Origin of the sequence: Marinobacter psychrophilus, from assembly GCF_001043175.1 — a bacterium.
GTDB lineage: Bacteria > Pseudomonadota > Gammaproteobacteria > Pseudomonadales > Oleiphilaceae > Marinobacter > Marinobacter psychrophilus.
Genome location: NZ_CP011494.1, coordinates 3,294,129 through 3,312,963 on the forward strand (window position 1 = coordinate 3,294,129; position 18,835 = coordinate 3,312,963).

General features: G+C 54.1%; 16 protein-coding genes. 5 read left to right on the forward strand and 11 right to left on the reverse strand.

From position 1 onward, the window contains the following. Window positions 1-10 precede the first annotated feature (10 nt). Together ABA45_RS14960 and ABA45_RS14965 are read right to left on the reverse strand one after the other, a co-directional pair. Window positions 11-385 carry a hypothetical protein gene (locus tag ABA45_RS14960; RefSeq protein WP_048387417.1) on the reverse strand — a complete coding sequence of 125 codons (375 nt, stop codon included), beginning with the start codon at window positions 383-385 and terminating at the stop codon, window positions 11-13. Further along, window positions 351-1,139 (reverse strand): CbbQ/NirQ/NorQ/GpvN family protein, encoded by a 789-nt coding sequence (locus ABA45_RS14965; protein ID WP_048387420.1) that lies wholly within the window; start codon window positions 1,137-1,139, stop codon window positions 351-353. The genes ABA45_RS14960 and ABA45_RS14965 overlap by 35 nt, the downstream gene beginning before the upstream one ends. A 207-nt stretch (window positions 1,140-1,346) precedes the next feature. On the opposite strand from ABA45_RS14965, the gene ABA45_RS14970 reads away from it, so the two are divergent. Then, window positions 1,347-2,201 carry a cytochrome c oxidase assembly protein gene (locus tag ABA45_RS14970; protein ID WP_048387422.1) on the forward strand — a complete coding sequence of 285 codons (855 nt, stop codon included), beginning with the start codon at window positions 1,347-1,349 and terminating at the stop codon, window positions 2,199-2,201. A 15-nt stretch (window positions 2,202-2,216) separates the two neighbouring features. Further along, window positions 2,217-2,834 (forward strand): SCO family protein, encoded by a 618-nt coding sequence (locus ABA45_RS14975; protein ID WP_048387424.1) that lies wholly within the window; start codon window positions 2,217-2,219, stop codon window positions 2,832-2,834. A gap of 33 nt (window positions 2,835-2,867) precedes the next feature. Here the strand turns inward: ABA45_RS14975 and ABA45_RS14980 are convergent, their stop codons facing one another. The 3 genes from ABA45_RS14980 to ABA45_RS14990 form a co-directional block, all read right to left on the reverse strand. After that, window positions 2,868-3,356, reverse strand: a complete 489-nt coding sequence (locus tag ABA45_RS14980; protein ID WP_048387427.1) for a universal stress protein — start codon at window positions 3,354-3,356, stop codon at window positions 2,868-2,870. Further along, the gene (locus ABA45_RS14985; protein WP_048387429.1) at window positions 3,346-4,947 is read right to left on the reverse strand and encodes a BCCT family transporter; all 1,602 of its coding nucleotides are present in this window, start codon (window positions 4,945-4,947) and stop codon (window positions 3,346-3,348) included. Before ABA45_RS14985 ends, ABA45_RS14980 begins: the two co-directional genes overlap by 11 nt. 138 nt (window positions 4,948-5,085) lie before the next feature. Continuing rightward, window positions 5,086-6,003, reverse strand: coding sequence for an AEC family transporter (locus tag ABA45_RS14990; RefSeq protein WP_048387430.1), 918 nt, complete (start codon window positions 6,001-6,003; stop codon window positions 5,086-5,088). A 228-nt stretch (window positions 6,004-6,231) separates the two neighbouring features. Between ABA45_RS14990 and ABA45_RS15000 the strand changes: the two genes are divergently transcribed. Further along, complete coding sequence (locus ABA45_RS15000) at window positions 6,232-6,945, forward strand: Crp/Fnr family transcriptional regulator (protein WP_048387436.1); 714 nt, start codon at window positions 6,232-6,234, stop codon at window positions 6,943-6,945. 19 nt (window positions 6,946-6,964) lie between these two features. Here the strand turns inward: ABA45_RS15000 and ABA45_RS15005 are convergent, their stop codons facing one another. Further along, window positions 6,965-7,927 carry a 2-hydroxyacid dehydrogenase gene (locus tag ABA45_RS15005; RefSeq protein ID WP_048387438.1) on the reverse strand — a complete coding sequence of 321 codons (963 nt, stop codon included), beginning with the start codon at window positions 7,925-7,927 and terminating at the stop codon, window positions 6,965-6,967. A 166-nt stretch (window positions 7,928-8,093) separates the two neighbouring features. Between ABA45_RS15005 and ABA45_RS15010 the strand changes: the two genes are divergently transcribed. Next, window positions 8,094-9,248, forward strand: a complete 1,155-nt coding sequence (locus ABA45_RS15010) for an NnrS family protein (RefSeq protein WP_048387441.1) — start codon at window positions 8,094-8,096, stop codon at window positions 9,246-9,248. Window positions 9,249-9,477: 229 nt separating this feature from the next. Then, window positions 9,478-11,070, forward strand: a complete 1,593-nt coding sequence (locus tag ABA45_RS15015) for an MFS transporter (protein WP_048387444.1) — start codon at window positions 9,478-9,480, stop codon at window positions 11,068-11,070. Window positions 11,071-11,226: 156 nt separating this feature from the next. Here the strand turns inward: ABA45_RS15015 and ABA45_RS15020 are convergent, their stop codons facing one another. From ABA45_RS15020 to ABA45_RS15040, 5 genes are all read right to left on the reverse strand, one after another. Continuing rightward, window positions 11,227-12,207, reverse strand: a complete 981-nt coding sequence (locus tag ABA45_RS15020) for an NAD(P)H-dependent flavin oxidoreductase (RefSeq protein ID WP_048387447.1) — start codon at window positions 12,205-12,207, stop codon at window positions 11,227-11,229. 132 nt (window positions 12,208-12,339) lie between these two features. Beyond that, window positions 12,340-14,142: an acyl-CoA dehydrogenase gene (locus ABA45_RS15025; RefSeq protein ID WP_048387450.1), complete on the reverse strand. Its 1,803-nt coding sequence runs from the start codon at window positions 14,140-14,142 to the stop codon at window positions 12,340-12,342. A gap of 60 nt (window positions 14,143-14,202) precedes the next feature. Then, window positions 14,203-15,387, reverse strand: coding sequence for an acetyl-CoA C-acyltransferase (locus ABA45_RS15030; RefSeq protein WP_048387453.1), 1,185 nt, complete (start codon window positions 15,385-15,387; stop codon window positions 14,203-14,205). Between the two features lie 123 nt (window positions 15,388-15,510). Next, complete coding sequence (locus ABA45_RS15035; RefSeq protein ID WP_048387455.1) at window positions 15,511-17,604, reverse strand: 3-hydroxyacyl-CoA dehydrogenase NAD-binding domain-containing protein; 2,094 nt, start codon at window positions 17,602-17,604, stop codon at window positions 15,511-15,513. Between the two features lie 181 nt (window positions 17,605-17,785). Beyond that, a complete protein-coding gene (locus tag ABA45_RS15040) occupies window positions 17,786-18,613 on the reverse strand; it encodes an IclR family transcriptional regulator (RefSeq protein WP_048387457.1) in 828 nt (275 codons plus the stop codon). Window positions 18,614-18,835 lie beyond the last annotated feature (222 nt).

Genomic DNA, 18,835 nt, shown 5'->3' on the forward strand with positions numbered 1-18,835 from the left:
AACTCCTCATTTAGAGCCACTTCGCGGGAAATAAAGGCCTCTTATCAGACATGGCTTGCGCCAAAGAAACCATTCCCCAGAGCACAAAGCCCGTGTGCAACGCGATGGCCCACACCAAGGCAAAGGTTCCGAAATGCCTTACATCGGCGAAGAACATCCAGCTGATGGCAACACCCGAACTGATCAAAGTGAAGCCAATGAGCGACATATAAAGGGCAGCTCGCGTGTGGGCACGGCGTAGTTCGTTGACCCCGGAACTTCCGACATACATCCAGAGCAAGATCACAAAGCCGATTACCGGCATTACCAATAGATTCAGCAGGTACCAGATAACCGGTAAAACCGCTCCGCTAACGGGTTTCGTCTGGGCGCCCGAATACTGCATATGCCACCTCCATCAATGAACTAACGGTCGCTTCGTCGTCTGACAGCGGCTCGATCATACCCGCGCGGCAAGCGACCGCTGCGGGCAAACCTGCGCCTATCAGCAGAGCTGTGTGAATCAGCAACCGCGTGGATGCGGCTTCTTCCAGATCGTGATCTTTCAGGTTGCGCAGCGCTGTCGCCAGGCTAACCAGTTGCTTTGCAAGGTCACGGTCGCAACCGGATTCTTCCAGCACGATGGTTTGCTCTATTTCCTCCGAGGGGTAATCAAACCGAAGCGATACAAATCTTTGGCGGGTGCTTGGTTTCATGCCTTTCAACAGACTCTGATAACCCGGGTTGTAGGAAACCACCAGCATAAAACCCGGTGCTGCCGTCAGCAGCTCACCAGTGCGCTCAATCGGCAGTTCGCGGCGGTCATCCGCCAGCGGATGCAGGACAACCGTGGTGTCTTTACGCGCTTCTACCACTTCATCCAGGTAACAAATGCCGCCTTCACGAACCGCGCGGGCCAAGGGCCCATCTTGCCAGTAGGTGCCTTGCGGGCCGATCAGGTGCCGCCCTACCAGGTCTGCTGCCGTCAGGTCGTCGTGGCAGGCGACGGTATAAACCGGCCGCTTCAGTTGTTCGGCCATGTAACGAACAAAGCGGGTTTTGCCGCAGCCTGTCGGGCCTTTGATCAGAACCGGCAGGCCGTTGTTCGCGGCGGCATGGAAGAGTTCAATTTCATTACCGACAGGCTGGTAAAACGTCATCTGTAGAAATCCTTTGCGACTAGCGCAATCTATAAAATTTATATTGAATATTGGTTTAAAAACCCGTTCTTCACAACCTTTTTTTGGTGATACCCCAGGTTAGGTAGGCTCTAAACTTGAAATAAAGGCAATGGAGGTCAACACTCTAGTGAAGAAAACAACACATCTGCGCCAGCGCTTGCAACAGAGCAATTTCGAGTAGCACCTATGAACGGCGTCAATGCCCTGCTGCCCTACGATTTTTCACCTTTGACCATCACCAGCTATATGCTGGTCATGGTGTTTTATGGCGTGGCGCTTCTACGCATGCCCGCTAGCGAGCGGCCCGGCCCCGGGCGCATTGTCACCTTCGTGGTGGGCGTGGTGATGTGTTACGCAGTGATGCAAACCGCCTTCGATTACTATTCCCAATACATGTTTTTTGTTCACCGAGGCCAGCACCTGGTCCTGCATCACGTGGGCCCGGTTTTGATCGCGTTGTCCAATCCTTTACCGATAATGCGTTTCTGGGGCCGTAAAATCCCCCAGGGTGCACGACCCTGGCTGGCGCCCGTGCAGCTGAGTTACCGCGTTTTACAAAATCCGGTAGTAGCGCCGGTGTTGTTCGTGGGCCTGGTTTATTTCTGGCTGTCGCCCGGCATCCACTTCGACGCCATGCTCAGCCGCCAGCTTTACTGGATAATGAACTGGAGCATGCTGTTAGACGGTCTGCTGTTCTGGTGGCTGATATTCGATCCCCGTTCCCCTTATATAACCAACGCTCTGGGCTACGGCAAACGGATGCTGCTGCTGGCGTTGGTGGCGGTTCCGCAAATGCTGCTAGGCGCCTGGATCGTGTTTTCACGGGGCATGGTGTACGACGTTTACGAGGTGTGCGGCCGCGCCTGGCCGCTGGCGCCAGAGACTGATCAGTTGCTTGGCGGCTTGCTGACCTGGATTCCACCGGCGATGATGAGCGTGCTGGGTATTTTGATTATTTTGCGCCGGGCCATGCACGAAGATGGCCGTTATCCAAAACAGCCCGCAGCGCTGATCAAATCGTCTGGACACATGAACACCTGAGAGGAGTACACCGTTATGCCGACTTTCGTTTCAGGCAAAAGAATCGCCGGTCTAATGGCGCTATTGCTGGCTGCCTTTGCGCTGGTGGGCTGTGATCAGAGTAACCGTGAATGGCACGGCAAAGACATCAGCGGGCTGATGCCGCCTTTGGAATTCGAACTTATAGACACCCAAGGCGAAGCGGTAAACGCCAGCGACTCTGAGGGCCAGGTGCGATTGGTGTTTTTTGGTTTCACCCACTGCCCGGACATTTGCCCCACCACGCTGGCACGGCTATCCCAAGCCGTAGGTAAACTACCCGACAACGAGCGTGAACGGGTGACCATTATGTTTGTCAGCGTGGACCCGAACCGGGACACACCTGAACAGATTGCTGCCTACACCCATTTTTACGGTGACCGAATTGCCGGCGTGACCGGCAGCGAGCCCCAGCTTCGACAGCTGGCAAAGCGCTACCGCACCACCTTCGGTTACGACGAGCCGGATGAGAACAACAACTATAATGTGTCTCACAGCGCCGGTGTGTATGTGTTTGATACTCTCGGCAAAGCGCGGCTGTTGCTAAGGCCTGACCTGACCGTGGCGCAAATTCGTGACGACATCAGCGCACTGGCACAGGAGCGCCGGTCCTGAAGCGGCTTTTAACACCGGCCCTGAAACAGGTGCTCAGCGGTTTTCTTCAGCCTCTTCATTGCCAGACGGGGCAATGGCCCCTGCGTTTTCCGCCACAGCAACAACCGGCATAACCAGCACAGCGCAGGGCGCATTCACGGTAACGTATTCTACCGTCGCCCGACGCAACGGCCAGAGCCCCCCCGGACCGCGAGACACCAGTAGCAACAAATCGACCTCAGCCTGTGCCGCCAGAGCCACCAGCTTTTCCGAGGGTGTACCGCACATCACGTGTAAATGCGCGGCCTGGTTCATCGGCAGGTATTTGCGCGCCAGCAGGTTCAGTTTGTCCCGCACCACCTTCTCGCGGTCTTGCGGAGTATCGTCACTCACGTGAGGAAAAAATCCTGCTCCGCCCGGGCTGAATACACTCGCCAGGTGCAGCTCGCCGCCCTCAGCCAGCAAGCGAACGCCTTCGGCCAGGGTGTGTTTGGCTTCGTCGTCGTCTTCGGTGTCAATCGCCAACAGTATTCTATGAAACATCGTGATGCTCCTGTTTAACGTCTTTGGTAGATGACACTGTGTCATAGGCACGGCCTTGAACTAATTCATCAACCGAATAACCTCGGCTGTCTGCGCGCAACGCCCTGAACAGCGACACCGCCATAAAAATCAGCAAAATACAGAACGGCAACCCCAGCGCCGTAATCACATTCTGCAACGCATCTAACCCGCCTGCCAGCAGTAGGCTTGCCGCCACCACGCCTTGGGCTGCAGCCCAGAATATGCGCTGGCGCACCAGCGATGGCTGATCGTCACGGCGAGTCAGCATGTCAATCACCAGCGACGCGGAATCTGACGAGGTGGTGAAAAAGATCACGATAATGATGAGGCTCAGCGATGATGAAAACTGCGCAAAGGGCAAGGCCTGCAAAAAAGCAAAAATGGCGACGGCAGGGTTTTGCTCAACCTGCGCGGCCAGCGCAACCTGACCGTTCATCTCTATGTGTATGGCCGACAGACCAAACACTCCAAACCACACCAGGGTGAACACCGTGGGCGCAAACAGCACGCCCGCAATAAATTCGCGGATGGTACGACCGCGGGAAATACGCGCAATAAAAATGCCCACATAGGGCGCCCAGGAAATGGTCCAGGCCCAGTAAAACAGAGTCCACTTGCGCTGCCAGTTGGTTTCACTGAAGGTTTGGGTCCAGAACGCTAACCATGGCAAAGCGTCTAAATAGTCACCTATGCCTTGCACCATACCTTCGGCGATAAACACCGTTGGGCCGACTAACGCTACAAACGCAACCAGAACACCCGCCAATATGATGTTCAACTGAGACAGGCGACGAACGCCCTTATCCAGCCCTAAGGCCACCGACACCGCGGCAATACTGGCAATCACCGCAATCAACATCACTTGCACAGAACCGGATACGGGCACGCCCAGCAAATAATTCAAGCCGCTATTGAGCTGCAGCGTGCCCAGGCCTAACGACGTCGCCACCCCGAACAAAGTGCCCAGCACCGCAATCACGTCCACCGCCCAGCCCAAAGGCCCGTTTATTCGATCACCTAAGACCGGATAGAACAGACTGCTGATGCGCATGGGTAGGTGATGGCGGTAGGCAAAATAGGCGATGGCAAGGCCGGGCATGGCGAAAATTGTCCAGGTGTGAAGCCCGAAATGGTACAAAGATATTGTCATCGCATCACGGGCGGCACGGGCACTGCCCGGGAGTACGTCCGAAAATGGTGGGTTGGCAAAATGTGACACCGGCTCGGCCACGCCCCAGAACATCAAGATGGTGCCGATGCCAGCGGCAAACAGCATGGTGAACCAGGTGAGGTTGGAGTAATCCGGCCGCGAATCGTCTGCACCCAGGCGAATCGAGCCGAAGCGGCTAAACGCCAAACCCAGCAGAAACACCAGCAAAAAACTGACGGTGACGATGTAAAACCAACCAAGATTGCGCGCAACCCAGGCCGTCAGGCCGCCAAAGAAACCGGCCACCGCCTCATCAAAGGGAATAGCCAAAGCCACAAACAACACGGCAATACCTGCCGAGGTAAAGAACACCCCCGGAATGGTCTGCAATCCCAGCAGACGCTGCAGCCGGTTTAACACGATATTTCTCCTTATGGCATGTGCGACGCTTTGTTAGCTACCTTACCATAGGCTTGTCGATGAAAAACTCAGGCGCTGTCCCAACGAAATTGACATAACGGGTGGCGGCGCCAGTAGCGTAAACGTTAGCGCCAGCGCTTAAAACGCCAGCGCCACCATTAAGGGAATGGTCACCAGTGCTAGTACCGTCGATAACAACACTGTGCCAGCGGCCTGTTTTACCGATGTGTCCAGCATGGTGGCAATCACCACCGTATTGGCTGCAATCGGGGTAATGGAAATCAGGAAAATAGCCTTGTACACGGCGTCTGAATAGACTCCCATATAGGTCGCATCCAGCCACCAGAATGCACTGGCCAGCAACGGCCAAGATACAAACTTGCCGAAAAAGGCCAGGGCCGTAAAACGTAGATTGCCTGCCAGCCCGCGAAAGCTGGATATGCTCATGCCAATAATCATCATGCCCAAAATACTGTAGGTGCCGCGTAAATTATCAAACAGCGGTTCGAACACCTGCGGGATGCCAACGCCCGACAGGTTCAGCGTTACTGCCAGCGCAAAAGCATACATAGACGGCAACCGCGCCACCCGTTTGAGCGCGTCGGGCACGCTGTAATTGCCGCGGGCCGCCAGATAAAAGCCAACTGAGCTTTCGTACAGCGATGTACCCAGCATGCACACAATATAGATTGCCAGCCCTTCCTCGCCGAATAACAGCAGTGCCACCGGCACGCCAAAATAGCCGGCGTTGGGGCTGCCCACACACAACGGTATAAGCGCGGCGCTGCTATCGCCAATCCAGCGCCGGGCCAATGCCTGGTGGGTAATACCCAGAAAACTGCAAAAACCGAACACCAGAAACGGCAACAAAATGATTTCAGTGGTCAAGGGTGCCGCCATCACGCCGGAAAACACGATAGAGGGCGTTACGATATACAACATGATGCCAGCAATGTGGCGACCACTGGCTTGTAAATAACGTCCAGCCAGCCAGCCTAGCACCACTGTGACGTAGAGCGGTGTCAATTTAAAGAGAAGCGCCAACGCCGCTGCCATGGAAGTTCTATCCCGATTCGTAAAGCGCGCAAGTCTAGCACTGCATGAACCTCAAGACAGCTCGGAAAAGCAATACATAGCTGAACTATTAGCGGAATTTTACGTATTTAAAACATCGACACTATTAGCAGAATGGGACCACGGAACGTTAATGATCGGAGTCATTTTGAGTACTCGTTATCTGTTAAACTGGATAACCAACTTTATCCATGAGGAGAAGGCAACGCCATGAACAGTATTTTTCGGCCTGATCTGTCCTCATCGTCTCATCTGTTGTCGGAGCAACATCCGGATATGGCTAAGTTGCCGCACGCGCCCCCTGAAACGCTTTTGCTTAACAGTTTGAGCCGAGTTTTTGGTATACGTTTGAGTGACAACAAGACGGCGCCAGAAAACCTGCTTCTGAGTGATTTGGCCCAGTTATTCAGCGTGCGAAAAATAGACGCTGAAACGGTTATGGAAAAACAAGACCAGCCCTGGGCCAATGTGTACCTGATTCAGCATGGCGTGATGCGTATGTTCCGCGAAACAGCGAGCGGTAAGGTGGCCATCCATCACTTTTTTTCGGAAGGCGATATTATTTGGCCGGTGTTCGGTCGCAGCCGTACCGTGCGGAATACTTTATGCCTGAACAGCAGTATGCCGGTCACCGCGTGGGTGGCAGATTTCACTGCATTTCGCTCGGAAGTGCAAAGCCACGGTGAGGGCCAGTGGCCCAAATTTGCGCTGGCACTGACAGAAGAACTGGCCGAATTAGCCAGTATGCGCGAGTTTCGAAAACACACCATGCCCGCAATCGAGCGCTATGCGCTGATGCAGGAAGAGTACCCAGAGCTCACAAAACGGGTGCCAGACAATCAATTGGCTGCCTGGCTCGGGGTTGTGCCCGCTACCTTTTCACGCCTGAAAAGTGCGGCATCAGGTCACTCTAAAAATAGCTAGAGACGGCGCCAGTGAACCCTTAAACCACCTGCCGCACAGGCTTCCCGGAACGAAACGCTGCCGCATTTTCTGCCACCTGACCCACGATTCTCTGCCGCGCCTCCTGGCTACCCCAGGCGGTGTGTGGTGTCACAATCAGCCGTGGAATATCCTGCGCCAGTAACACGTTGCCATCCACCGGAGGTTCTTGAACCAGCACATCCGTTGCCGCTCCACCCAAGTGACCCCGGCGCAGCGCGGCAGCCAAGGCTTGCTCGTCAATCAAACCGCCGCGAGCGGTGTTCACAATGAATGCGCGAGGCTTCATTTTCGCCAATTCTGCCTCGCCGATCAGGTGCCGGGTATTTTCATTCAACGGGCAATGCAGCGTAATGGCGTCGGCCTGCTGCAGTACCTCGTCCAAGCTTAGCCGTCCTGCTTTTGGCAAACGGCCCGGTAGATTGGCGGCAATCACCCGCATGCCCAAAGCTTCGCCCAGGCGCGCTACCGCGCTGCCAATCTCACCATTGCCGAGAACACCCAAGGTTTTTCCATCCAGCTCCACAATCGGAAAGTCCAGAAAGCAGAAGTGGGTAGACGCTTCCCAACGTCCCTCTCGAACCGCACTTTGATAGTCCGGCAGGCGTGTCGCCATCGCAAGTAGCAACATCAGGGTGTGCTGAGCAACAGTGGCGGTGCCATAACCCTGGCAATTACACACCGAAACGCCGGCTTCTTTTGCGGCTTGCAAGTCCACATTATTCAAACCCGTAGCCGACACCAGAATCAATTTCAAATCCGGGCAAGCCTTCAGCACATCGGCACTGAGCATCACTTTATTCACAATCGCTACTTGCGCGCCTTGCAAACGCGGAACAATCTCGGCGGAAGATGTGTGCTCGTAACAGTCTAGTTTTGAGAACACGTTGCGCAACGGTTCCAAGTCAAGATCGTTCTGGTTCAAAGATGTGACATCCAGAAAAACAGCGTTAAATGCAGACATGGTTGAACACCTGAAAAGTTAGAGCGTGAATTATCGGCCGCGGAGCTTGGGGCTGCAACATTACGCCTATCCTACTCACTGGTAGCAACCTGGCGGATATGTCGACTACAACGGCTCAATTTTAGTAACCTTAGCACTTGCGACCAAACACTTTGTGGATGTTCTAATGCCGACCTTTCGCCCCCAGGCTTTCTGGCTGTTTTTCCCCGCCGCAGCAATTCTGGCGGCCGTCGCGGTACCGCTGTCGGTATGGGCGGTGCTAGGCGGCGGAGGCTGGCCTTCGGGGCTTCTGAATACCGGTCATGGCCACGAAATGATTTTCGGCTTTGCCCTGGCATTGATTGCCGGCTATACCCTGGGGCGGCAATCGCCAGAGCGCCTGTACCTGCTATTTGCTTTGTGGCTGGCGGCAAGAATCAGCTGGTGGTTTATGCCCGACACGGTGTTGGCCAATGCGCTCAGCCCGGCGTTTGCTCTGGTTTTGGCAGCGGTGGTGTTGCCGCGATTTCATGCCGCCAAAAAATGGCGCAACAAAATGGTAGGGCCACTTATCGGCACGTTGGCAGTCATGGCGGTTGCATTCAGCCTGAGCCGCACCGCCATCTGGCAAAGTGACCTCGCGGAATTAGGCCCATTTCGCATCATGCACGCCGCGATTATTGGCCTGTTGTTGCTGATGACGTTTATGGGCGGGCGCATATTGGCGCCTTCGGTGGCCAACACGCTGGATAAAAAGGGCGTTGCCCTGAATGCTCGCCTGCAACCTCGGATGGAGGGTACGCTGATTGTTCTGTTGGCCGCAGCCTTGCCTTTTTCCCTGATACCTCCGCTGCGACACGCGTCCGGCGCCTTGTTGGTTGCAGCGGCCCTGGTCACCGCCGTAAGGCTTGCACGCTGGAAGCTCTGGCGCTGCCTGGAACGGCCCGATCTGATGGTGTTCGCAGTCGGTTACAGCTGGCTGGTGGTCGGCGGCCTGCTCTCCGGTATTGCGCTTTTGAGCGGGCGTTCGATGAGTGCCAGCCTGCACATGATTACCATTGGCGCACTGGGTACACTGGCCGGCAGCGTAATGCTGAAGCTGGCCTGGCAGCGTGCCTGCCGCCAATGGCCGCCAGCGAAACGCACAGTGCCATTGGCTATTGCCATCGGCGCGGCCACCTTACTTCGTTTTGCGGCGGGCACCGAACCCTTCAGTCATCCACAGATGCTGTGGTGTTCCGCTGCGTTGTGGGCCGGAGCGTGGCTGCTGATGGCACTAGAGCTGCTGCGACTGAGCAAAATGGCCCGGCAACGAGTGGCTACCTCTACTGCGTCAGCCTGACCCAGCAACTACCAAACACTAGGTATTACTTTTTTAAGACTATGATTTATATGTATAAAAATGCCCTCCTACAAGCTGGAACTGTCTTTTCAAAACACTCTTCAGAATACCGCTCCTCGTCCTTGATTTTGCTCAAATCTGATTGCCCACCGCTCTCTGCACAATGATGCCAAGTAGCCTGCTAGCGCTTTCGTGCGCCGTCAGGTCGGGTATCATAAGGAGCACAATTATGGGCAAACTCAACGGCGACATTGAACACTGGGATGTCGAAAACGAAACCTTCTGGGAACAGACTGGCAAGAGCGTTGCTTCGCGCAACCTGTGGATCTCTATCCCCAGCTTGATAATGGGTTTTGCGGTATGGCTGATGTGGGGCATGATCACCACCCAGATGAAAAATCTGGGTTTCCCCTTTACCATCGACCAGCTCTTTACCCTGTCGGCCATTGCTGGTCTGGCCGGCGCGACGCTGCGCATTCCCGCCTCGTTCATGATCAAGATTGCCGGTGGCCGAAACACCGTGTTTCTGACCACCGCGCTGCTGCTGATTCCGGCGGCCGGCACCGGGCTTGCACTGATGAACCCGGATACGCCGTTCATTGTGTTTCAGGCATTGGCGCTGCTATCCGGTATTGGCGGCGGTAACTTCGCCTGCTCGATGAGCAACATCAGTACCTTCTACCCCAAAAGCAAACAGGGCTACGGCCTGGGCATGAACGCCGGGCTGGGTAACTTTGGTGTAACCACCATGCAGGTGGTGATTCCGCTAGTCATGACTGTGGGCATTTTTGGCGCCTTGGCCGGCGACCCTTTGGCGCTGCAGAACCCCAGCGGCACGCTGATTGGCCGCATTGAGGCCGGCACCGATACCTGGATTCAGAACGCCGGCTTTATCTGGCTGGTGTTTCTGGTTCCGCTGGCGTTTTTGGGCTGGTTCGGCATGAACAACCTGAAGGTGGTTACCCCAAACCCGGGCTCGCCACTGTCTGCCTTTGGCAAAATTCTGGGCCTGTATGGCGTAGGTTTGGCCACCTCCGTGGCGGGCGTATGGGCGTTGAGCGTAATGAATATGTGGCTGGCACTGCCGCTGACTATTGTGCTTACCGTTGTGCTGCTGCGATTGATTCCAGGCGACATCAAACCCAACATCAAAAATCAGTTTGCGATTTTTAGTAACAAGCACACCTGGTCAATGACTGTTCTATACATTCTGACTTTCGGCACTTTTATCGGCTTTTCCGCTGCGCTGCCGCTGTCTATCAGCGTGATATTCGGCAATATGATGGATGTGGCTGCAGACGGCACCATTACCCGTATTGTGAATCCTGATGCACCAAGTGCCCTTACCTGGGCGTGGATTGGCCCACTGGTAGGCGCGTTAATTCGCCCACTGGGCGGCTGGATTTCCGATAAGGTTGGAGGTTCGATTGTTACCCAAGTCATCTCGGTGATTATGGTGATTGCATCCGTGGCCACCGGTTACGTGATGATGCTGGCCTACAACTCCACCGATCCCAACAGCCTGTTCGCAATTTTTATGATTCTGTTCGTGGTGATATTCGCCTCCAGCGGCATCGGCAACGGCTCTACCTTCCGCAGCATCGGCTACATTTTCGACCAGCAGCAGAAGGGCCCGGTACTGGGTTGGACCAGCGCGATCGCCGCCTACGGTGCCTTCATTGCGCCTAAACTATTGGGCCAGCAGATTCAGGCTGGCACCCCAGAGTACGCCATGTACGGCTTCGCGGTGTTCTATACTCTTTGCCTGGTGGTGAACTGGTGGTTCTACTTGCGCAAGGGTGCTTATATCAAGAACCCTTAAATGTGATTTTTAGCAAAAACGGATGCTGCCTCCACGGGTCGAAGCGCTTGTTTAACAATAAGGCGAACTTCCTGGACTGGGGGCAAACCTCTTTACTCTTCAGAGTTAAAACTCCGTCTTCGGGGGTATCGGCTGTTTTCACCAAGTCACTCACATTCAATTGTCCAGGAACCGGGCTAGCCGCTGACGCACGATTGACTCTGTTTCTGCCATGATGCGTTGAATCAGCTCATCACAGCTCGGAACATCGTGAATAAGCCCCGCAACCATACCGCAGCTCCATGCCGCCTCATCCATTTTGCCCTCCTGAAGAACCAAGCGACCTTTAGCTCCTGTCACCAAATGACGGATATCATCAATGGTTTCAGACTCGCCCTTTTCTTTTTCAATCCGCTCAATTTCCTGCACAGCGGCATTGTTCATGACCCTTTCCGTATTGCGCAGATTACGCATAATCAGGCGGGTTTGAAGCTCATCAGCTTCAACAATCGCTCGCTTGACGTTATCGTGGATTGGGGCTTCTTTGGTCGCCAAAAAGCGAGTACCCATATTCATGCCTTCCGCCCCCAGAGCCATCGCAGCTACCAGGCTGCGCCCGTCGGCCATGCCGCCCGAAGCGACAAACGGAATGGTCAGTTCGTCGGCTGCCCGGGGTAACAGGATAAAGTTCGGTATATCGTCCTCTCCAGGATGCCCACCGCATTCAAAACCATCGACACTGACAGCATCGCAGCCTATTTTTTCTGCTTTCAGTGAATGCCGCACAGAGGTACATTTGTGAATAACCTTAATCCCGGCAGCCTTTAGCTGAGGCATATACTGTTCTGGGCTCCGCCCCGCTGTTTCAACGGCGGTTACACCACCTTGAATAATAGCGTCGATATACTCCGAATAAGGAGGAGCGTTGAATGAGGGTAGAAAAGTCAGGTTTACGCCAAAAGGCATATCCGTCATCTGATGGCAGCGCGCAATCTCTCGCGCTAAATCTTCCGGCGTAGGCTGCGTCAATCCCGTAATGATACCCAGGCCACCAGCATTCGAGACAGCCGAGGCCAGCTCGGCATAGCCTACATGGTGCATACCACCCTGGATGATGGGGTAGCGAATACCAAACAATTCAGTGATTCGGGTCTTCATAGCGAGTTTCCTCTTTTGTCGTTAGAGTGGATGTAAACTCCGGCCCGATGTTCTCTCTAGCGGCCATTTTTTCGACCTATCTCGACCGGCAAAACACAGTTTCTGCTTTTTCCCATTATCCCGCTCAGGTGTCTAGAACTGATCTTCAAGAATCTCCAGCGCAGTGGTATCAACAGCTTTCAGCAGTTCTGCGGTGCTCAGTACACCGGATAGTTCGTAGCGGGCGAAGTACTCGCAGGTTTTGATTTTACCTTCGTAAAACGCAGCGGTTTGCTCACCTTGGCCAGCCAACCCTGCAATGGCTGCGAGCCCTTGTCGAAGCCAGAGCCAGCCAACCACAACTTGGCCAAAGGCATCGAGATACAGCGTGGCATTCGCCAGAGCCTTCTCTTTGTCACCCTTGATTTTCTCGCCGTTAATCGCCTCTGTAGCGTCCGTTATTGCTTTCATCGCCTGTTCAAGACGCTCAGCAGATTCTGCAAGCCGTGATTCCTGGCAGGCTGCCGCAATGGTTGCGTCGAGGCGCAGCATCAGTTCCTTATAAAACCGGCCGCCAGCCATGGAAACCTTTCTGCCCAACAGATCAATGCCCTGAATACCGTGAGTCCCTTCGTGGATTTGGTTCAGGCGGTTATCCCGGTAAAATTGTTCCACAGGGTATTCCCGGGTGTAGCCAAAACCACCGTGTACCTGAATCGCCAGGCTGTTGGCCTCCAGGCAATAGCGTGAAGGCCAGGACTTGATCACCGGAGTCAGTAAGTCGAGCAGACCTGCAGCCAAGTTACGCTGATCATCAGTGGCGGCTAATTTTTTCTCATCCACCAGCATCGCACCCTGCAGGCATAAGGCCAACCCGCCTTCCACGTAAGCTTTCTGGGCCAGCAGCATGCGGCGAATATCCGGGTGACGAATCAATGGCACCTGCTGAGCGCTCGGGTCTTTTTCACCAAGGGGCCTACCCTGACGACGCTCCCGAGCGTATTCCAACGCGTGCAGATAACCGGTGTAGCCGAGCATAACAGAGCCTAAGCCAACACCAATGCGGGCCTCATTCATCATATGGAACATAGCCGCCAGGCCTTTGTTAGCCTCGCCCACCAGGTAGCCGACTGCACCGTCCTTTTCACCAAAGTTGAGCATGGTGGAGGTGGTGCCCCGGTACCCCATCTTGTGAATCAGACCCGCCAGCGCAACATCATTCCGCTCACCGAGGCTGCCGTCTTCATTAACCAGAATCTTCGGCACCAAAAACAGGGAAATGCCCTTAACACCCAAGGGCGCGCCCGGCAAACGAGCGAGCACCATGTGAATGATGTTCTCGCTTAATTCGTGGTCACCACCGGAGATGTAGATCTTGTTGCCGAACAGGCGGTAGGTTCCGTCCAGCTGAGGCTCCGCACGGGTGCACAGGTCTCCGAGAGAAGAGCCCGCTTGAGGTTCTGTCAGGCACATAGTGCCAAAGAACCGACCGGCCATCATCGGCTCAGCGAAACGGGCCTGCTGTTCCGGCGAGCCCTGCACCATAATCAGATTAGCCGCAGCAATTGTCAGGCCGGCATAGCCTTGAGTACCAACATTAGCGCCTTTCAGCATACCCACACACATCTGAGCCACGGCCGCCGGCAGCTGCATGCCACCACGGTGATAATCCTGGCCAGCCGCCATCAACCCGGTGTCTTTTAACACGCCCAACGCTTTTTTCACTTCCGGGCGCATCTTCACCCGGCCGTTTTCAAAGCGCGGTTCTTCCTCGTCAACCAGCCGCGCATGGGGAGCAAACTCCTCTGCGGCAACTTTTAATGCCAGCTCAAGCGCGGCCTGAAGGGTTTCACGGCTGTGATCAGAATAGCGAGTAAAAACGAGAAACTGCTCTACGTTATGAAGTTCGTAGAGCTGAAACGCCAAGTCCTGTGGGTTGATGATCTTTTGCTGCACGTTTTGACACCCTCGTAATGCTTATTGTTTTGACGGTTGGTTAGCGGGCGCTGTTTGCCGTCAAACCACTTCAAACAAACCTGCAGCACCCTGGCCACCACCAATGCACATGGTCACCACAACGTATTTGGCGCCGCGACGTTTGCCTTCAATCAAGGCGTGACCGGCAAGGCGAGAACCAGTGACACCGTAAGGGTGACCGATAGAAATAGAGCCACCGTTAACATTCAGTTTTTCCATCGGAATGCCTAAACGATCACGGCAGTACACCACCTGAGACGCGAATGCTTCGTTCAGCTCCCAAAGGTCGATGTCATCCATGGTCAGGCCGTTACGCTCCAGCAGACGCGGAATGGCAAACACCGGGCCAATACCCATCTCGTCCGGCTCACACCCTGCGACTGCAAAACCACGGAAAATCCCCATAGGCTCGATATTGTTTTTCTCGGCATAGGTGCTGTTCATTACCGTGCACACAGACGCACCGTCAGACAACTGGCTGGCATTACCTGCCGTGATAAAATTGCCCTCACCACGCACCGCCTTCAAGCCCTGCAGCGCGTCAAGCGTCGTACTCGGGCGGTTGCACTCGTCGCGCGTGAGAGTGACGTCTTTATTACTCACTTCGCCAGTTTCCTTATCTTTCACCAGCATCGTGGCTTCAAACGGCACAATCTCATCGTCAAACCTGCCGGCTTCCTGCGCCGCAGCCGTACGCTGCTGGGAGATCAGGGCGTATTCGTCCTGAGATTCACGGCTGACGTTATAGCGCTGAGCGACAATGTCCGCTGTTTCAATCATCGCCATGTACAGCTCGGGCTTATGCTTCATCAGCCATTCGTTGGTCGCATGAAAGCTGTTGAACTTGTCGTTCTGAACCAAAGAAATAGACTCCACACCACCAGCCACCATTGCCGGCACCTTCTCCGAAACCACACGTTGCGCCGCAATAGCGATAGCCTGAAGGCCAGAGCTGCAGAAACGGTTGATCGACAACCCTGCAGTTGTCACCGGTAAGCCACCACGAATAGCCGCCAGGCGAGCCATATTTCTGCCCTGTGCGCCTTCTTGAAAACTTGCGCCGAGAATCACATCCTCAACGATAGCGGGGTCAATACCTGCACGCGCAACGGCGTGTTTGATCACATGCCCGGCAAGATCCACACTGTGAGTGTTGTTCAAAGCGCCCCGATAAGACTTCCCAAGACCGGTCCGTGCGGTAGATACAATAACGGCGTCTGACATAAAAATTGCCTCGAAATAAAGATGGAGTACTTACCTCTCACCGCAATAGGGCAAGAAGAAAATTCGGTCGCTATCGGGCCAGCCCCCTATACATCAGACAAAAGAGGCCAGCCAATAACGGCCTTATAAGTCGCCGAACTTCTTCCCATCAGCAACCAACTGTTTCAGCAAATCAGCGGGTTTCCACTGCTCTCCACCCACATCAGCGTGATACTTCTCTACAGCGGCCAGAATCACGTCCAGACCCACCTGATCCGCCCAGAACATAGGGCCACCACGATAAGCCGGGAAGCCGTAGCCATAAATCCAGACCACGTCGATATCCAGAGCCCGGTCAGCGATGCCCTCTTCCAGAATCTTGGCTGCCTCATTAACCATCACATACATGCAGCGTTCAAGAATTTCCTGGTCCGTAATCTCACGGGAGCTGATGTCCTGCTCCTTGCGGAAACCCTCAATGATCCGCTCCACCTCAGCATCCGGAACAGGATTGCGGCTGCCCTCCTCGTACTTGTAAACACCCGCCATGGTTTTCTGACCAAGGCGATTCTGCTCGGCAAGCTTATCCATCCAGCTCGGCGCTACCTGTTCACCAGCGTTGCGACGTTCTTCGCGGATCCGATAACCCACATCGATACCCGCCAGATCAGACATCGCAAACTGCCCCATGGGATAGCCCAGATCCGTCAGCACCTTGTCTACCTGTTGCGGTGTGGCGCCTTCATTGACCAGCGTCATGGCTTCAGCACCACGCCGGTGCAGCATGCGGTTGCCAACAAAGCCGTGGCAATTGCCAACCAGCACACCGACCTTCTTTATCTTCTTGGCGACCGCCATCACCGTGGCTTTCACCTCATCAGAGGTTTTACTGCCGCGAACGTTCTCCAGCAGTTTCATCACGTTAGCCGGACTGAAGAAATGCATACCCACAACGTCTTCCGGGCGACGAGTGGCCGAGCCAATTTCGTCGATATCCAGAGTAGAGGTGTTAGACGCCAGAATAGTGCCCGGCTTACAAATAGCGTCTAGCTTTGCGAAGATCTCTTTTTTGACCGCCATGTTTTCAAACACGGCCTCAATCACCAGATCCACGCTTTTGAAATCGTCGTAACTCAGGCTACCGGTGATCAGCGCTATCCGGTCTTCAACTTGCTGCTGGGTAAGGCGTCCCTTTTTCGCTGAGTTTTCGTAGTTCTTGCGGATAATGCCCAGCCCTTTATCCAGAGCTTCCTGCTTCATTTCCACAATAATGACGGGAATACCAACGTTGGCAAAGTTCATGGCAATACCACCGCCCATGGTACCCGCGCCAATAATACCGACACTGTTTACATCGCGTACCGGCGTATCTTTTGACAGCCCTTTAACTTTAGAGACTTCGCGCTCGGCGAAGAACGAATGAATCTGGCCAGCACGCTGGGGTGAGTCCATGCATTCCGTAAACAGCTCGCGCTCACGCTTCATACCCTCAGCAAACGGCAGGTTAAACGCCGCTTCAATCGCGTCTACACACTTGAATGGCGAAAACTGACCGCGAGCCTTCTTTTGCAGTACGGCGCGGAACTGATCAAATACATCGCTGCCCTTATCGGACGCGATCTTATCCTTTAGATCACGGACCCGACGCACAGGTTTGCCCTCATCCGCAATCTGCTGCGCATAAGCAAGGCCTGCGGCTTTAACATCCTCACCGTCATCAACGACATCCAAAATGCCCAGTGCCAGGGCGTCTTTAGCTCCGACAAACTCACCAGACGTAATTATTTCAAGCGCTTTCTGTGCACCGGTCAGGCGTGGTAGACGCTGAGTGCCGCCGGCTCCCGGCAACAAGCCGAGCTTGACCTCCGGTAGACCAATTTTTGCACTATTCAGTGCAACCCGATAATGGCAACCAAGAGCCATTTCTAGCCCGCCACCGAGCGCGGTGCCGTGAATAGCCGCAACCAGAGGCTTTTCACTGTTTTCATAGGTCTCGACGAGCTCGGCAAGGCCCGGCTTCTGCATAGGTTTGCCAAACTCACGGATATCCGCACCCGCGATAAAGGTTCGGCCTTCACACACCAGCAAAAGCACCTTGGCTTCGGAGTCTTCCTGGCCTTGCTCCAACGCGGCGATCAAGCCTGAGCGCACTGCATGGCTGAGGGCATTAACTGGCGGATAGTTCACTGTAATAACGCCAACATTGCCTTCACGACTGTAAGTTACGACCTCAGACATACACCCTCCATCAATTTATATGGAATTTAGTTTTAACAAGCGAAACACAACTCCGATTTAATACGCATTTTCTCCGGGTTTCAACCACCATTTAAAATTGGACAAAAAAAACCGCAGAACAAATCCTGCGGTTTCAATGAAATGCCAATGAAGCTGGCTATTGCAGCTCCTCGGAACGAGCCTAAACGCCCAGAGACTCAATATCGCTTGCCAGCATTGCCAGTTGGTGAGCAATGGATTCTCGAAGTCTTTCGGCGGGCACCAAATAAGAAGGCGCTGCACAGGTCAATGCCATGATCGTGCCATCCTGCAAGTGAACAGGCACACCAGCAGAGTTAATATTGCGATCCCATTCGCCGATGGAAAGGCAAAAGCCATACTTTTTATAATCCTCCATGGCACGGTCTAACCCTTCCTTTTTCTGGGGCCAGGAATCGTCGCCGTACTTTACTTCCATGGCATCTTCAACAACCTTGCGCCCTTTATCCGATATGGCGCAATAGTAAGCGCGACCAGCAGACGTTGTTGCCATCGGTAGCTTGAGGCCAATATCCATACGCAGTAAAGACGCTTCAGGAGGCAACCGGTTTTCGACATAAATCATGTGCAAACGATCACGGCAAGTAAGTCCGACCGACATATTAGTCTGACGCGCAAACTCGTCCAGATAAGGTCTGGCTAACTGACGGACCTTTAAATTGGATACATAAGCATAACCCAGCGCCAGAACACCGGAACTGAGCTGATATTTTTCCAGCTGAGTATTGTAGCTAAGGTATCCCAGTTGGGTCAGAGTGTAAGTCATGCGAGATATCGTTGGCTTAGGCAGGCCTGTAAGACGTGCAATATCCTGATTGCCAAGAATCACAGAGCCTTGGCTAAAAGCACGCAACACGTCCAGACCCCGAGACAACGCCTCGACGAACTTACGATCTTTCTCCGGCTTCACCGGTCCGTCGCCACCGGAGGCAGCTAAGAGCTCCGGTAACGCAGCTTTTTCTTTTGACATAATTTCGCGTCCTCCAACAGCGTCGCTCGCTGCAGTGTTTCGAGCTTTAAATTCTATATACAACGTGTACGATATTTTAAACGTTGATGAATACGAGTACCACATACTCAGATCAAAACTTGCATCAAAAATGAAACACTTGCCTGTCACGCAGTATTATAAACTCGGGGAATGGCCAGCTATGAAGAATAATGGGTATAGCGTTCTACCTGACAGAATAAG

Bases quoted from the DNA above. Each gene is read 5' to 3' on its own strand.
- ABA45_RS15015 (WP_048387444.1), top strand. From the start codon at position 9,478: ATGGGCAAACTCAACGGCGACATTGAACACTGGGATGTCGAAAACGAA.
- ABA45_RS15030 (WP_048387453.1), bottom strand. From the start codon at position 15,387: ATGTCAGACGCCGTTATTGTATCTACCGCACGGACCGGTCTTGGGAAG.
- ABA45_RS15010 (WP_048387441.1), top strand. From the start codon at position 8,094: ATGCCGACCTTTCGCCCCCAGGCTTTCTGGCTGTTTTTCCCCGCCGCA.
- ABA45_RS14960 (WP_048387417.1), bottom strand. From the start codon at position 385: ATGCAGTATTCGGGCGCCCAGACGAAACCCGTTAGCGGAGCGGTTTTA.
- ABA45_RS14980 (WP_048387427.1), bottom strand. From the start codon at position 3,356: ATGTTTCATAGAATACTGTTGGCGATTGACACCGAAGACGACGACGAA.
- ABA45_RS14965 (WP_048387420.1), bottom strand. From the start codon at position 1,139: ATGACGTTTTACCAGCCTGTCGGTAATGAAATTGAACTCTTCCATGCC.
- ABA45_RS15000 (WP_048387436.1), top strand. From the start codon at position 6,232: ATGAACAGTATTTTTCGGCCTGATCTGTCCTCATCGTCTCATCTGTTG.
- ABA45_RS15035 (WP_048387455.1), bottom strand. From the start codon at position 17,604: ATGTCTGAGGTCGTAACTTACAGTCGTGAAGGCAATGTTGGCGTTATT.
- ABA45_RS15005 (WP_048387438.1), bottom strand. From the start codon at position 7,927: ATGTCTGCATTTAACGCTGTTTTTCTGGATGTCACATCTTTGAACCAG.
- ABA45_RS14990 (WP_048387430.1), bottom strand. From the start codon at position 6,003: ATGGCAGCGGCGTTGGCGCTTCTCTTTAAATTGACACCGCTCTACGTC.
- ABA45_RS15040 (WP_048387457.1), bottom strand. From the start codon at position 18,613: ATGTCAAAAGAAAAAGCTGCGTTACCGGAGCTCTTAGCTGCCTCCGGT.
- ABA45_RS14970 (WP_048387422.1), top strand. From the start codon at position 1,347: ATGAACGGCGTCAATGCCCTGCTGCCCTACGATTTTTCACCTTTGACC.
- ABA45_RS14975 (WP_048387424.1), top strand. From the start codon at position 2,217: ATGCCGACTTTCGTTTCAGGCAAAAGAATCGCCGGTCTAATGGCGCTA.
- ABA45_RS15020 (WP_048387447.1), bottom strand. From the start codon at position 12,207: ATGAAGACCCGAATCACTGAATTGTTTGGTATTCGCTACCCCATCATC.